Source organism: Legionella navarrensis, from assembly GCF_052527415.1.
This window is the reverse complement of the sequence record NZ_JBNVZR010000022.1, coordinates 1-17,749: the sequence shown is the minus strand read 5'-3', so window position 1 is coordinate 17,749 and position 17,749 is coordinate 1. Positions and strand designations below refer to the sequence as shown.

Below are 17,749 nucleotides of genomic sequence, written 5' to 3'. Positions count from 1 at the left end.
TTGATGCTTATTCCCGGGCCTTGTCCCCAGCTGTCACGCCTGTCAAATAATGAATCACCTGCTTGACGATACTTTTCATGATATCCGGGACTTCATCAGTGATGCTGTCGAAGTCCTGTTTGCTGATGAAAATCAGAGCTCCTTCCGAGCCTGCGGTGATTGTCGCGTAGCGGGGAGCATCGTCCAGCAGTGCCATTTCGCCGAAATATTCTCCTTCGGTCAGGCGTGAGATTACCTTGCCCTCTTTGCTGACAATCACCTCGCCGGAGTCAATCAGGTACAGGCCATCTCCAGGATCACCTTCTCTGAAAATGATCTCATCCTTCATCATGTCCATGCTGACACAGCATTTCACAAGGGTGAGCAGGGTTTCGGCTGACAGGTTTTTGAATAAATCGAGCCGTCGTAATTTGGTCAGCAGGTAAATGGATTCCATATTTTGACTCTCTATGTTGTGTAAACAGGTTTCCAGGAGAGGATCTTCCGGAAAACAGGGCTGGTCATGGGCGGTTCGTATTTTTTGATCGGTAAACAGGGTCAACAGCGACGATACCATCTTACGATCCCTGATGCTGTTGTCGATCAGCTCCAGGGCAATGGCTCTTTGATTTTTACTGGTTTGAGGGTTGCTTAACAAGGGAACGCTGTTCAAGATATTCACCGAACCACTGAGGGCTGCGAAATAGAAAAGAACCCGCTTTTTCAGTAAAGCGATGCGGGCATTGATTTCATTGGTGGCATCGCGATTATTATTATGCGGAAGAAAGGCATGCAGGCGTTGGTACAGAGATATTTCACGCATGATTTCTCCCTGGCTTAAAAATGCATTGACCCGCTCGCTGGCTGTTTTCTTCACACAATGATAAGCCAGATATTTGGCAGCAATCGTTTTAACCATCATGTCCGGCGTATTGCGCAGCGTATCCAGCAGGCAGCGTTCTGATTCTTCCCCCATGATGAGGCTCAGTATCAGCAGACAGTTTGTTTTGACCGAATACGAGTGGCTGTGATGCAGACGATGGGCAATCTGTGGTGTGATGCCATCACCAAGACGGACCAGACAATCGTTGAGTGTATGGCGCAGTCCGAGAACACCTATGTGTTCAATCAGGCAGGCAACCAGAGCTGGGCTGGGCGTGGAGCCAATCTGCTGGATAGCCAGCACTTTCAGTGACAACTCCCCTTCGTTGATGATTTTGATGAGATAAACATCATCATGTAAATCGGGCATCTCTCGCAACAGGCGCAGAAACCATTTTTTCCTGGCGTAGTCGTCAGACTGATACAAAGCCAGAATCTGTTGCAGGGCGGTGATGTGCTGCTGAATATTGCCCAGCTTTAGATAAATCAAGGCTCGAATACAGGTTGAGGCCAGACTGTTCTGATGTTGAGAGCCGGCGGCATACTGCATCAGAAAGTCAGGTCGGCTGTTGAGCAGATACAGGCAGAGAAACCAGCGCACACTGTCATCGTGGGAGTGGATAAAGACCTCGCTGGCACTTTTTTCAAACTCTCGTTGATCCCGGTGAGCGGCAAGCAGACGAGCCGTTCCTTTCTGGATATCGGGATTAGGGCTTAACAGCAGCAGCGTCTCGAGGGACGCAGGCAGGCGTTTGTGCGTGTAATTGCTCAGCAGCTGCAGGGCAAAGAATTGCGCATCGAGACTCTGGCTCTGCAGAGACTGACTGAAGATGTGTTCAATCTCCCGATCATCACGTTCCGTGATCTCGATCAAATCAGGATTAAAACGCCGCAGATACACGGATTCGGTGAGTTGGACAGTATAGGCTGTGATGGCGTGCCGACAGAGATAAACAGCATATAAACCGGCAACAATAACGAATATAAGTCCGGCACGCTGGTTACCGAAATAAACCAGAACAAAGACGGCCAGACCCGCCAGCATGATGCCAAACGATTTGATGCTTCCGTCAAGATAATAATGAGCCACATGTCGAATACCTTGCGGGAGAATACTGATGTACAAGCCTTCTGACAGGGTGAATACGGAACTGCTTGCAACCTGATTGATTATAAATAATACCGCAATCATGGTAAATCCTGGATAAAAAACAGCAGCCAGTGCGCTTATCAGCATCGCCAGAGGGAAAAAAATCACTATCTTCTTGCTACCCATTTTCTGCACAAGCCTGTCCTGCAGAAATACCTGAACCATCAGCGTGCAGACGATGCTGGTCACGTAAATCAGATTGACCGTATTCGTGAGATTTTTTTCTTCAATTTCTGTGGCCAGAGCCAGCTTAAAATTGTAATCGATGAGTACGCTCAAAAAAGCGGATGCAATCATGATCAATGCAAGGTATTTGAACAGGGTATTCTGGCGGACAGAGGCAAGCAATCCGGGAGAACTTTTATGGCTGTCTTGCGTAATGCCATGCTGGTAAATGCTGAGAGGTAAAATGCACAGGATACTGAGAAGCTCGACCAGCAGCATCAGGCTGAGAATGCCTATCCTGTCATAGCTCAAGGGGATACGCGCCATGATAAGACCTATCCCCACCGCACCAAGGGTACCTGTCAGCTGCAGCACCCAGTTATATTGTTTGAACTCCTGCACATCAAAACATCTGGACGCATAATTCAAGGCAATGATGGAACTGATACCGCTGAATGTCCACAGTATGACGGCGGTAATAAAGGCTAATTCGCTGAAGGGGAAATGCAGACCAGCCATGAGCAGGACCAGGATGGCGGACACCACGGTCTTATAGATGAGGGCAAACCGCTCAGGGTATTTATTTTGGCAGATACTGATAGCGAACATAACCAAAATAAAGAATGCCGATTGCCCAATGTAAAACCACGGCAGAATACGGAGATGATATTGAGTTAACAGCAGGGTGTTGGATAAGGTTCGACCAAGAACAAGCGACATGGTTGACAGTGCGATAAGCACCGCGCATAGCGTAAGCTTTTTCCTGTTCTCTGCTGAAACGTACACGATATCTCCAGCTGTTATTCTGAAAGTGTAGTTGCTCGGGTTGATATAGCCAGTGATTTACATTAAAAGGACGGTCTTTGAGGCGAATTATTATTCAATTAAAAGAGAACCAGCAGCGCGGCGTCACCGATGTGGCCATGCGTGAGCCTGCTTTCACGTGAAACAATCAAGCGGTATTTCATCCAGGTCTCTTGACAATTCAACGTCCTGGAGCGCCGAATAATTGAAAACAATACACGTGCTTCCAATGCCGGCTACATGGAATCAATATCCATCACAATACGCTTGATATGACGTAGGTTGGGCCTTGGCCCAACATGGCATTGGCGCCTAAGCTGATTGTTGGGCCAAGGCCCAGCCTACAGATGCAATTATTACCTGAATTCAGGTACATTGTTAAATCATTCGGCGCTCCAGTCAAACTCAGTTCACTAATACCTTATTGCCGTTCATACAATACTCAGCATGGCCCCCTTAAAATAACGGGTGCTGAGGATCTATTGTGGTCAGCAACTGATCCAGAGCCGAGGAAATATTCACGCCCTGAGCCCCGGCCGCTCCGGTGCCGGTGTCAGTCAGACTCTGTGCCAGCACATGCTGAACGCTGTCAAAAATGCTTTGCAGAGGGTTCAGTAATGCTGCCAGCTCCGCATGCTCCGCCTCAGGCAGGCTGTTCAGAATAACCTGCATAAGACCGCCATGGGTTTCATGGCCCAGCAACTGATTAATCAGGCTCTGAACATCCGAATCCGAATGATCAGTCGGCAGAGTCGTGGACATTTTATAATTTGTCTGCTGGTACGATACAGCCGCATCAACCAGCACACCTGAGCTGCCGCCGGCGCGGGTAAAACTGCCCTCGCCGTAAATCATCATGTCGCCGTTTTGTGATACCTGAACAGAGCCGTCTATGTTGATGGATGTAATATCACGCTCGGCCAGGCTGCGCGTTTCCCCGTAATCACTCACGCCATTGTCGTTGCTGTCCTGCCAGACTTTGAATTTTGAAAATTCGGCATCGCCGGCATCCAGTCTGCCGTTATTGTTGCTGTCGAAAATACGCAGAGCCTCCAGGTCTGTGGCCGCCCCACTTGCAAGTCGGGTGAATGCGAATTCATTCACATTGTCTACCACACCATTGTTGTTCTGGTCATAGATCAACGCACCATCCTGTCTGGCTACCCAGGCAAGGCGCTCTGACTGATTATCTCCCGTCACATCGAAATAGACCTTGCTCTCGGCAAGCGAAAGAGAGCTGACTTTGCCATCGCCATTCAAATCCAGCATGACGGGGGTGATTAAATTGCTTGTATCCGTTGCGAGCAGGGTAACATTACTCAGGGTCACCAGGGTCACAGCGGCTCCTGCACCGGCACTGCCATCAGCATCCACCCGTACGATGGTATTGCCACCGCTGGCCTGAAAGCTGACGTAGCCTGCGGAAAAGGCGTTGCTGCCATTGTAGCCACTGAACGTGGTCAGCAGATCGTGCAGATCCAGCCTGTCACCACCGGCACCAACGGTGAAACCGCTGATAATCTCATTTCCCGTACCACGGTCAGTCAGCGCATTGTAATCGAAGGTATCCGAACCGGCGCCACCAGTCAGGGTGTCATCACCGGCTCCGCCGCTGATGATGTTGTTGGCCGTGTTACCGGTCAGCGTATCATTACCACTGCCGCCAACGATGTTCTCCAGCACCGCGCTGCCCAGCGTCAAGCTGAGATTGCTGTTAACGTTCTGCAGGGTCGACAGGCCGAGATTGACCGTTACACCAAGGCTTGTGGTGGACGAAAAATCAAGCGTGTCCGTGCCGCCCGTATCCGTTATGCTGTCCGAGCCAAGACTGGTATCTGTATCAAAACGATAGGTGTTATTACCGGTACTGCCGACCAGCGTGTCGTTCAGGGCACTGCTGGTCAGAATCGTTGGGCCGCTGCCACCATTTATGATTTGCTGTGGAACACTGGCTGGATGGCTGCCGTAAATAACGTAGGCTCCTCCCGGATTTGCTGAGCTGGTGGCGTAGGGAGAACCTAAAATCAAATCATCCATGCCATCGCCGTTGATGTCGCCCGCTGCCGAAACCGACCAGCCGGCATAAGCATTGGTTTCCGCGCCAAAAATCTTAAATCCATTCGCACCCAGGCTGGCCAGATTGATATCGGTCAGATCGCCGCCGGATGAACGGCCATACACAACGTAAACCGCGCCGCCTGCCGTAATCGATGCACCGCTTTCGTCGATTTTATAGTCACCCACCAGGATGTCACCCACGCCATCGCCATTAATGTCACCGGCCTCGCTGACTGACCAGCCGGCCCCAGACGACTCACCTGTTATCACAAAACCTCTTGTTCCCAGACTGCTGACATCAATGTCCGCGGCATCGCCGCCACCAGCAGTGCCATAAATAACATAGGCTTTACCCAAACCCGAATTGACGGGAGCGCCTATTGCCAGATCATCCAGGCCATCACCGTTGATGTCTCCCAGGGAGGACATCGTACGACCCAGCTTCGAACCGGAAGGATCAGTAATATTAAAACCGCCGGCTCCAAGATTATTGAGATCGATATCAGGCATGTCACCGCCTGATGAGCTGCCATAAACGACCTGAGCCTTACTCGCCGTCTCAAAGCCCACGATCAGATCTGCATATCCATCACCATTGATATCCCCGGCCGACGAAACCGTCGTGAAACCTACCATATTCGTAGGGTAAAGACCTGTGGCCGACATCTTAAAGCCCGCGGTTCCCAGGCTTGCCAAATCCAGATCGGCGATATCTGCAACACCGGTCTTGCCATACACCACGTAGGCAACGCCGGTGGTACCGGTTGTTCCCACCAGTAAATCGCTCAGGCCATCACCATTAATATCACCAGCATCCGACACTCTCATACCAGCAAAGGCTCCATTCGTAGAACTGCCAGAGCTGTTCGTAATCTGAAATCCACTCGACCCGAGATTGTCCAGATTAATATCGGCCATATCCGCGCCCGAACCTGTACCATAGATGATGGATACCGAGCCTGCGAAAGAATTTCCTGCGCCGGGGGAGCCTATCATCAGGTCAGCATAGCCATCATTGTTAATATCGCCGGCTGACGACACACTGTTACCCGATTGAGACAAATTAAATGTGGGTGTTACGCCGTTTATCAGGAAACCGTCACTGCCCAGGCTGTTCAGATTGATGGTACTAAAATCATTCCCTGCCGTTCGGCCATAAACAACATAGGCGGCACCTGAGCCTGAACCTTTCACATCGTTCTGAGGCGCCCCCAGCAGCAGATCGTCCCGGCCATCTCCGTTGATATCACCAATATTGGCTACGCTGTACCCTGCCTGATCAAAGTTGACCCGGCCTGCGATAAGAAATCCCTGATTGCCCAGCGCGTTTAAATGAATATCGGCAACGTCAGGGGGAGCGGTCATGTCGTAGGTGATGCTTTGCACACTGGAAAAATTGGTTGCTGATTTAAAGGCCTGAAACTGGAACACAAGCCCATTGGCTGCATCGCCAGTCATGCTCAGTCCGGGCAGGTCGGCTGTTGCAACCGTCCATTTATCATTGACGCTGTTGTAGCTGCCAGCGCTGAGACTGAAACTGGCCGGTAATTTGATTTCCACGTAACTGGTACCGGCACTGACATCAATGTTCAAAGTAATACTGTCAGCAATACCAGCAACCGTGGGATTGTCTATCTGGGTGCTGGCCGATACCGTTGCCCTGGGTTCGACATCAATCGTCATGGTATTGGGAGTCGGATCCAAATCAATACCACCATTGGCTGTGCCGCCGTTATCCCGAACCTGAAACGTGAAGCTGGCGTAATTATTACCAATTGTATTGGCAGAGGGTATGTACGTCAGATTGGGAATGCTCGCCAGCGCGATAGTCTGCCCAGCTGTTACGTTAAGACCCGAAAGGACCAGACTGCCGGCCACGGGCACAGAGGCTATCCTGACAGAAAGCAGACTGTTGGCATCGATGTCACTAAAACCAAAATCAGACGCGCTGAACTGATAGGAGCCATTTTCTACTATGGCCAGCGTCTTATTGGTTCCAGAGGGTGCATCGTTAACCGGCGTAATATCGAGGCTTGCCGTGGAGGCCGTGCTCAGGCCGCCATCACTGATATTAAAGTTAAAGCTGACGCTGCTGCTGTCATTAAGCGCGGGCGTATAGCTCCAGGTGCCATTGTTATTATCCACCAGACTGCCACCGCCGCTGGCTATGGAAAGGTTCAGCGCCTGCAGGCTGCTGCCGGCGTCCACGTCACTGGCATTGGCCAGCAGCTGGGCCTGGGTTATTACACGCGCGCCGCTGTCTTCCAGTATCGTGCCGAGATTGATAGCAGCTCCCGCCACCGGCGCGTCATTAACCGGGGTAATGTCCAGACTGGCCGTGGAGGGAACGCTCAGGCTGCCATCACTGATATTGAAAGCAAAGCTGACGCCACTGTTATCATTCAGCGCCGGAGTATAGGTCCAGGTACCATCGAGATTATCGACAAGACTGCCACCGCCTGACGTTATTGCCAGGTTCAGCGCCTGCAGGCTGGTGCCGGCATCCACGTCAAGGGCGTTGGCCAGCAGCTGGGCCTGGGTTATCACACGCGCGCCGCTGTCTTCCGCTATCGGCGAAAGAACGACACCGGCTCCAGCAGTTGGTGCCTCATTCACATTCTGAACCGCAATCGTAATAACCTGAGCAGCAGAATCATACACACCGTCTTTAACCACGACACTGATACTGTGACTGGACTGCGATTCGAAATTCAGCTGTTTACCGGCCTGCAGGCTGATTGCGCCACTGGCGCTGATTTCAAACAGATTACCCGGATCGTTGACGATACGGTAGGTGGTTGTTCCGTTGACTGTGTCCTGGTCCGTAAATCTGACCTGACCAATCACCGTGGTATCGTTGATGTTTTCGAGTACAGAAAAACTATTGGGAGAGGTGATAACCGGCGCTACGTCATTGGTATTGGTAGCCGCCTGAACAAAAACCAGATTTTCAATACCCACGGCACTGATGTTCAGGTTAAAGCCAAGAGCGCTGGAATAAGAACCAAAATTGAAGGGCGTAGCAACCGGATTGCTGGCAAAATCGGCAATCAGGCTGGTGCTGGCAATGGCCGCGTATTGCTGTTTGCTGACCTGCAGAAACAGCGTGTCGTTGTCTGCACCGCCATCATATGCGTCGATGTCACCAAGATTCTGGCTGACGTTGTGATAGATGAGATCATTGCCAGCATCGCCCTTGACGGTGTCATTACCGACGCCGCCAAACAGTCGATCGTTGCCATCCCCACCATTGAGGATGTCGCTGCCGTCTTCCGCGCTGAGCCAGTCATCATTCAGGCCGCCGTTTAGAGTATCGTTTCCAGCCCCGCCACTGATGCTGTCGTTGCCGGCATCGCCGTTGATGCTGTCGTCACCCCGGCCGCCGAGCAGACGGTCAACACCATCGCCGCCGCTGATAATATCGTTACCATCATCACCATTGATGGTGTCAATGCCAGTACCACCGAGCAGTGTATCGATACCAGCCCCACCAAAAAGACGGTCGTTACCAGCGTCGCCATTAATCGCGTCATCCCCCAGGCCGCCGTACATTAAGTCATTGCCGTCTCCACCGGTGATAATGTCATTACCATCATCGCCACTGATCCAGTCGTCACCCAGGCCGCCGTTGAGAGTATCGTTCCCAATACCACCACTGATGCTGTCCCTGTCGGCATCCCCATTAATGGTGTCATCACCCCGGCCACCAGCCAGACGATCAAGGCCGTCTCCGCCATTGATAATGTCGTTACCATCATCACCGCTGATGTTGTCTGCGCCAGAGCCACCCGACAGAATATCGATACCGGTTCCACCACTCATCAGGTCATTACCGGCATCACCGCTGATGCTGTCGTTACCTATGCCGCCATAGAGTCGATCGTTACCATCGCCACCGCTGATGCTGTCGTTATCATCATCGCCGCTTAACCAGTCGTTACCCAGACCGCCGCTCAGAGTATCATTGCCCAAACCACCACTGATGCTGTCATTGCCGGCATCGCCAGAAATGGTGTCGTTTCCACTCCCGCCAATCAGGCGATCATCGCCGTCATCACCGTTGATGTTATCGTCACCGCTTCTGCCGTTGATATTATCATTGCCCAGACCACCCAGAATCCGGTCATTCAGCAAAGTACCCAATATGATATTGTCGTTGTCATCGCCTTGTATATCAGCCATACAATACTCCGCCATATTTCGCATGATAAATTGAAATGAACTGCGCAGCGTCATCAATGTGGACGTGAGTGAAAATTACTTCATTTGAACAAATCAAATGACAGGTAATCACTTAATATTAGTTATTTATAACAGTCATTTTGTATAAGCATAGGACAATTAGCGCTAAAAATATAGGCGACCAGGCTCAATATCGATAAAATTATGTAAATAATGTAAGTTTTCGGAGCAAGTCATAAGATGCTTACTCCGATACCGGTTAAAACAGCGAATGCTGAGAATCTATTGTGGTCAGCAACTGATCCAGAGCCGAGGAAACGCTTACCCCCGGGGCTCCATCCACTCCACCACTGGCATCGGCCTGGCTCTGTACAATCACGTGCTGAATAGTTTCAAAAACGCTTTGCAGAGGGTTAAGTACGGCCGCCAGATCGACATGTTCCGTGCCAGACAGGGTATTCAGTATATCCTGCATCAGGGTATCTTGCGGGTGGAAGCTCAACAGCTCACCGGGCGTAAAGCTCAGATCATTGACACTGCTCTGTGCGCTGCCGACTGCCGCATAGCGCAGTCCCATGTCGGCCAGCATCCCCGTCTCTCCGTTGCTGTAGCTGAACTGACCCTCACCGAAGATAACCGAATCAGCGCCTGCCTGAACCTGGTGGTTACTGCTCAAGCCGATGGAAGCGATACCACTGGCCGACAGACTTTTCATCTCGCCAGCGTCGCTGACGCCGTTACCATTGCTGTCCTGCCATACTGAGAAGCTGGAAAACCGGGCATCACCGGCATCCAGCTGACCATTATGATTGCTGTCAAATGCCTGTAAGCCTTCCAGGTCTGTTTTTGCGCCCTCGTGGTAACCGACAAAGGAGATTTCGTCCATTTGTGTCACAAGGCCATCATGATTGTTGTCGTATACAAGCAGACCATCATGAGATCCGATGGACGCGAGCTGATCAAGAACACCGTCTCCGTCCACATCCAGACGCAGATTACTGCTGGCCTGACTCACGACATCAATGTGGCCACTGCCGTCCAAATCCAGTGCCACTGGGAACCCAAAACCACCAAGCGAAAGAAACGTTACGGTTTTTAATCCCGGATCGGTATCGACACCGCCATTGGCCGTGCCACCATCGTCCCTGACCTGAAAATCGAAGGATATGGTCATATTTGACGACTTGGTATAACTCAGTTTGTTGAGCTCACTGGCGGCGATCTCCTGACCTGCTACCACCGGCTGACCATCAAAAAATAACGTTCCTGCAGCGGTAGGTATGCTGACAATTATAACGGACTGAAAATTATTGGCTGGCGCATCGTTAACATCGCTGAATCCAAATTCAGATCCTGTAAAATTGTAAGTCGTGATATCGTCTATGATAACCCCGAAATAGCCTCCTGAGGGCGCATCATTAACCGAGTTAATGTTCATTCTCGCCGTCGACGCAACGCTTGAATTGCCATCCGAGATGTCAAAATCAAAGTCGACGCGACTGTCATCGTTCAGAGCGGGGGTGTACGACCAGGTACCATTCAGGTTGTCCACCAGAGTACCGCTACCGGAAGCTATCGACAGATTCAAAGCCTGTAGACTCCCGGAATCTACGTCACTGGCGTTCGCCAGCAGGTCGGCCTGGGTTATCACCCGTGAGCCGCTGTCTTCAAGAATCGCCGTAAGATTTACCCGGCCTCCAGCCACCGGTGTATCGTTAACCGGTGTAATATCCAGTGTGGCATGGGAGGAAACGTTTGAACTGCCATCGCTTATTGCAAAATCAAAGCTGACGCTGCTGTTATCATTCAGCGCCGGGGTGTAGCTCCATGTGCCATCATTATTATTGACCAGGCTGCCGCTGCCGGAGGCTATCGAGAGATTCAAAGCCTGCAGGCTGCTGCCGGCGTCCACATCACTGGCGTTGGCCAGCAGCTCTGCCTGGGTGATAAGACGTGCGCCACTGTCTTCCGCTATCGAATTCAGAACAACGCTGGCTCCGGCCACAGGTGTGTCGTTAACAGGGGTGATATCGAGGCTTGCCGTGGTAGCGGTACTCAGACTGCCATCACTTATTTCAAAACCAAAGCTGACGCTGCTGTCATCGTTCAGTGCGGGGGTGTAGGTCCAGGTGCCGTCCAGGTTATCAACCAGCGTACCACTGCCGCTGGCTATGGACAGGTTCAGCGCCTGCAGGCTGCTGCCGGCGTCCACATCACCGGCATTAGCCAGCAGATCGGCCTGAGTAATCAGACGTGCGCCACTGTCTTCGGCTATGGCGCTCAGCGCAACAGCTGCTCCGGCTGTGGGTGCCTCGTTTACATCCTGAACACCAATTGTGATGATCTGAGGGGCGGAATCATAGGCACCGTCGTTGACCACGACACTGATACTGTGGCTGGACTGCGATTCGAAATTCAGTTGTTTACCGGCCTGCAGGCTGATTTCGCCACTGGCACTGATTTCAAACAGGTTATCCACGTCGTTGACGATGCGGTAGGTGGTTGTTCCGTTGACCGTGTCCTGGTCCGTAAACGTGACCTGACCAATTACCGTGGTATCGTTGATGTCTTCAAGAGCAGAAAAATTATCAGGAGAAGTAATAACCGGCGCTACGTCATTGGTGTTGGTATCCGCCTGAATGAACACAAGGTCGTCAAAACCAGCGACACTGATGTTCAGGTCAAAGCCAAGAGCAGCGGAATAGGGGTTGAAGTCAAAACTGTTTCCCGCTGGATTGCTGGCAAAATCAGTCGTCAGACCAGCGTCGATAATGGCCGCGTACTGCTGTTTGGTGACCTGGAGAATAAACGTGTTATTGCCTGCTCCGCCATCATAGACATCGATATTGCCCGCATTCTGACTGACGTTGTGATAGATGACATCATCACCATCACCACCATAGACGGAATCATTACCCCGACCACCGTGGAGGCGATCATTGCCATCTCCTCCATTGATGATGTCGTTGCCATCATCGCCGCTGAGCCAGTCATCACCGAGACCACCGTTGATGGTATCGTTTCCAATGCCGCCGCTGATGCTGTCATTGTCGGCATCGCCGCTGATGTTGTCGTCGCCGGCGCCACCGACCAGACGATCAACACCATCGCCACCGCTGATGATGTCATTATCGTCCTCACCATTGATGGTGTCATCGCCAGAACCACCGAACAGTGTATCAATACCAGCGCCGCCATTGATGCTGTCCTGACCGGCATCGCCGTTAATGGTGTCATCGCCGAGGCCGCCGTACATGACATCATCGCCATCGCCGCCGCTGAGGGTGTCGTTACCATCATCACCACTGAGCCAGTCATCACCCAAGCCACCGCTCAGGGTATCGTTACCAATGCCACCACTGATGCTGTCCCTGTTGGCATCACCGTTGATGCTGTCATCACCCCGGCCGCCCGCCAGACGGTCATTGCCGTCTCCGCCGTTAATAAGATCGTTACCATCATCACCATCAATGATGTCATTGCCAGAACCACCCGACAGTGTATCAATACCAGCTCCACCGCCGATGCGGTCATTGCCGACATCGCCGTTGATGCTGTCATCACCCACGCCGCCATAGAGTCGATCGTGCCCATCGCCACCGCTGATACTGTCGTTCCCATCATCACCACTGATCCAATCGTCACCCAGACCACCGTCCAGCGTATCATTTCCAAGACCACCACTGATGCTGTCGTTACCGGCATCACCTGAAACGGTATCGTCTCCACTCCCGCCAACCAGTCGATCATTACCCTCATCGCCGTTGATGCTGTCGTTACTGTCTCGACCGTTGATATTATCGTTACCCAGACCGCCCATGATTCGGTCACTCAATAAAGTACCGAGTATGATATTGTCGTTGTCATCACCTTGTATATCAGCCATACAATACCCCGTAATATTTTGCACGATTACGTGAAACTAACGGCGTGACGTCAGCGATGTGGCCACGAGTGAGACTGCTTTCACGTGAAGAACCAAACAGCATTTGATTGTCCAACATTAGTTATATGTAAAAAGCCATAATGTATAATTCTAGAACACAAAACAGTAAAAACACAGCACGTCGGACCCAATATCGATAAAATTCTGTAAAGTCAGTAAATTTTTTGCATGGCTCATAAAAGAATTATCGGATACCTTTTAAAACAGCGAATGCTGCGGATCTACTGTGGTCAGCAAATGATCCAGTGCCTGAGCAACTGCCTCTCCCTGTAATTCGGTCAGCCCGCTGCCAGAATCGGCCACGGCCTGCGTAATCACATGGTGAACCGTTTCAAAAATGCTTTGCAGCGGGTTAAACAAGGCAGCCAGATCCGTATGCCCGACACCCGGCAAGTCATAAAGCATGCCCGGCATCAGGGCGCCATAACCCAGTAAATGATTCACCAGATCCAGCGCATCCGTCTCGGTATGGGCGGCCTGCGTGGCAATGGCAGAGTTGAGCGGGAGCTGCTCATAAGACACACCGGCATCGACCAGCAGGCCACTGGCACCACTGACGTAGGTGAAACTGCCGCTGCCGTAAATCATGGTATCACCACTTTGATATATCTGATGGTCGCTGGCCAGATTAACGGAGGCAATACCCCGCTGGCTCAGACTGCTCATCTCTCCGGCATCGCTCACACCATTGCCGTTGCTGTCCTGCCAGACCTTGAATTTTGAGAAATTCTCATCGCCGGCATCCAGTCTGCCATCGCCGTTCGTATCGAACACGCTCAAGGCCTCCAGATCGGTGGCAGAATCGCCCAGGTAACGGCTGAGTGCAAATTCATCGACGCTGCTGACCAGGCCATCGCTGTTCTGGTCGTAAATCAATACGCCATCTGCGGCTCCTGTCCAGGCCAGTCTGTCCAGCTGACCATCACCGTTCACATCAAAATAGACATTACTATCGGCCAGAGAGCGCTGGCTTATCTGATTGTCGCCGTTCAAATCCAGCAAGATGGGGGTGACCAGGTTGCTCGTATTTGTTGAGAGCAGGGTGGCATTAGTCAAGGTTACCAGTGTCACGGCGGCTCCCGCACCGGCACTGCCATCAGCATCTGCCAGTACGATGGTATCGGCCCCGCTGGCCTGAAAGACAATGTAACCTGCGGAAAAGGCATTACTGCCATTGTAGCCGCTAAACGTGTTCAGGAGATCGCGCAGATCCAGAATGTCACCAATAAAGGCCGAGGTATTGAACCCGGTAATAACCTCGTTTCCCGTACCGCGATCTGACAGCGCATTGTAATCGAAGGTATCTCTGTCGGCGCCACCCGTGAGTATGTCATCACCGCCACCACCAATAAGGGCATTTTTAGCGCTGTTTCCGCTGAGCGTATCATTGCCACTACCGCCAACGATCCTCTCTATCACCGCGCTGCCCAGCGTCAAATCAAGATTACTGTTGACATTCTGCTGAGTCGACAGGCTAAGATCGACCGTTACCCCACGGCCTGTGGTGGATGAAAAATCCAGCGTGTCCGTTCCACCCGTATCCGTTATTGAATCCCGGCCAAGCATGGTGTCGGCATCAAAGCGATAAGTGTTATTTCCGTTACCGCCGACCAGACTGTCGTTCATGGCACTGCTGGTCATAATCGAAGCGCCGCTGCCACCATTTACAATCTGTTGTGGGATACCTGTTGGGTTGCTGCCATAAATAACATAGACCGACCCTGGAGATGCGGCGCTGCCAGTAGAAGGGGCGCCCACAAGCAGGTCATCCATGCCATCGTTATTCAAATCGCCCGCAGCCGACACCGACCATCCGGCATAGGCACTATTTTCCGGGCCGAAAATTTTAAATCCATCTGTGCCCAGGCTGGACAGATTGATGTTGGCCAGATCGCCGCCGGACGCCTGACCATAAACAACATAGACCGCACCACTTGCACTGCTTCCAGTGATATAATCCCCTACCAGCATATCCGTAAGACCATCGCCATTTATATCGCCAGCGTCGCTTACGGACCAGCCTGCCTGTCCTGTTTCACCCGTGATTTTGAAGCCGCGTGTGCCAATGCTGCTTAAATCAACATCGGCTGCATCACCGCCCCCTGCCGTGCCATAAATAACATAGGCCACACCATTGCTGTTCGTGACATTATTGGGAGCGCCCACCACCAGATCGCCCAGGCCATCACCATTGATATCACCAATGGCCGAAACAGAACGACCTGTCAGCGATCCAGCAGGGCCTGTGATAACAAACCCGCTGGTTCCAAGGCTGCTCAAATTGATGTCTGTGACATCGCCGCCTGACGAACGGCCGTAAATGACATAAGCCTTATCCAGAGAGCTGATGCCAACGATCAGATCAGCGCGACCGTCGCCATTGATATCGCCGGCTGACGAAACCGTCGCCGGCGTTGTGTTCAGATCATTAATGATGACACGGAAACCCGATGTGCTGATAGCACTCAAATCAAAGTCGGCCCTGTCCGCGACACCGGTTGTTCCATAAACCACATAGGCAACGGCTGTATTAGAGACAGATCCCGAAGCACCCTGCACACCAATCGCAATATCGCTGCGGCCATCACCGTTGAGATCCCCCACCTCCGCAAGGCTGGAGCCAGCAAAGTACGTACGACTGATGGCGATAGAGGAATTTGTAATATTAAATCCGCTTGCGCCAAGGTTGTTCAGATCCACATCAGCCATGTCTGTGCCCGAACCCGTACCATAGATGATTGCGACCCTTCCGGTATTGGCCGTTCCAGAGCCTCCTGCCAAGGGCGAGCCCACCATCAGATCAACATAACCATCGTTATTAATGTCGCCTGCAGACGATACGCTGTAGCCCGATTGAGAAGCGCTGACAGTCAGCGGGGGGCCACTTATCTTAAATCCGTTACTGCCCAGACTGCCTAAATTGATGGTGTCAAAATTAGACGCTGTATCGCGGCCGTAAACGACGTACGCCGCGCCTGAGTTTGTACCATTTGACGTATCCGCCTGTGGCGCTCCCAGCAGCAGATCATCTATACCATCTCCGTTGATATCACCAATATTGGCTACGCTGTATCCCGCCTGATCGGTATTGGCCTCGCCTATAATACGAAATCCCAGAGTACCGACGCTGTTTAACTGGATATCGGCAATATCCGTGGAGCTGCTCAGGCTATACGTGATGCTTTGTACACTGGAAAAATTGGTTGTTGAGCTAAAGGCCTGGAACTGAAACACCAGTCCATCAGCGACGTCACCGGTCATGCTAAGGCCGGGTAGATCGGCTGTTGCAACTGTCCACAGATCATTGACGCTGTCATAGCTGCCGGCGCTGAGAGTGAAACTGGACGGCAACTTGATTTGTACGTAGTTGGTACTGGCGTTGACATCGATATTCAGGGAAATGCTGTCTGCAACACCGGCAGGGTTGAGGGTGTCTATTTGAGTGGCGGCCGACAGCGTTGCCCGTGTCTCGACATTAATCGCCATGGTATTGGGCGTCGGATCCAAATCAACACCGCCGTTCGCTGTGCCACCATTATCGCGAACCTGGAAGGTAAAGCTGGCGTAATTATTACCGGTCGTGTTGGCAGTCGGTATGTACGACAGACTGGGAATGCTGGCCAGCGCAATAACCTGTCCTACGGTCACATTTAAGCCGGACAGAACCAGATTGCCCGCCAGTGGCACAGACGATATCCTGACCGACAGCAGGCTGTTGGCATCGCTGTCGCTAAAACCAAAATCAGCCGCGCTGAACTGATAGGAACTGTTTTCTATTACGGTGAGTGTCTTATCTGTTCCAGAGGGTGCGTCGTTAACCGGCGTAATATCCAGACTGGCTGTAGAGGCAACGCTGGCGCTGCCATCGCTGATATTAAAATTAAAGCTGACGCTGCTGTCATCGTTGGGCGCAGGGGTATAGCTCCACGTGCCATTAAGATTGTCGACCAGACTGCCAGAACCGGAGGCGATAGTGAGGTTCTGCGCCTGCAGCGTCGTGCCGGCGTCGACGTCACTGGCATTGGCCAGCAGTTGAGCCTGGGTGATCACGCGTGCACCGCTGTCTTCCAGTACCGCACTCAGAACAACGTTCCCGCCGGCGACGGGCGCATCATTAACCGGGGTGATATCCATGCTCGCCGTGGAAGGAACGCTGGCGCTGCCATCGCTGATATTGAAATTAAAACTGACGCTGCTGTTATCATTCAGGGCCGGCGTGTAGGTCCAGGTGCCGTCCAGATTATCCACCAGACTACCGGCACCTGACGCTATGGACAGATTCAGCGCCTCAAGGCTGCTGCCGGCATCCACATCACTGGCGTTGGCCAGCAGTTCAGCCTGAGTGATCAGGCGTGCACCACTGTCTTCTGCTATCGCTGTGAGAACAACAGCCGTTCCGGCAACCGGTGCGTCATTCACCGGCGTAATATCCAGACTGGCTGTGGAAGCAACGCTGGCGCTGCCGTCGCTGATGTCAAAGTCAAAGCTGACACTGCTCTCATCATTCAGCGCCGGCGTATAGGTCCAGGTGCCGTCCAGGTTATCCACCAGACTGCCGGCACCTGATGCTATGGACAGGTTCA

Annotated in this window: 4 protein-coding genes; all 4 read right to left on the bottom strand. The window is 52.1% G+C overall.

Going from position 1 to position 17,749, the window contains the following annotated elements; genetic code table 11:
* Positions 1-7: 7 nt before the first annotated feature.
* Positions 8-2,962 (bottom strand): cyclic nucleotide-binding domain-containing protein, encoded by a 2,955-nt coding sequence (locus ACQUTA_RS11440; RefSeq protein ID WP_444988387.1) that lies wholly within the window; start codon positions 2,960-2,962, stop codon positions 8-10.
* A 474-nt stretch (positions 2,963-3,436) separates the two neighbouring features.
* On the bottom strand, positions 3,437-9,220 hold the full coding sequence (locus tag ACQUTA_RS11435) for a beta strand repeat-containing protein (RefSeq protein WP_444988386.1): 5,784 nt from the start codon (positions 9,218-9,220) through the stop codon (positions 3,437-3,439).
* A 259-nt stretch (positions 9,221-9,479) separates the two neighbouring features.
* Positions 9,480-13,106, bottom strand: a complete 3,627-nt coding sequence (locus tag ACQUTA_RS11430) for a cadherin-like domain-containing protein (RefSeq protein ID WP_444988385.1) — start codon at positions 13,104-13,106, stop codon at positions 9,480-9,482.
* Positions 13,107-13,364: 258 nt separating this feature from the next.
* On the bottom strand, positions 13,365-17,749 hold a 4,385-nt coding region (locus tag ACQUTA_RS11425; RefSeq protein WP_444988384.1), incomplete at its 5' end, for a beta strand repeat-containing protein.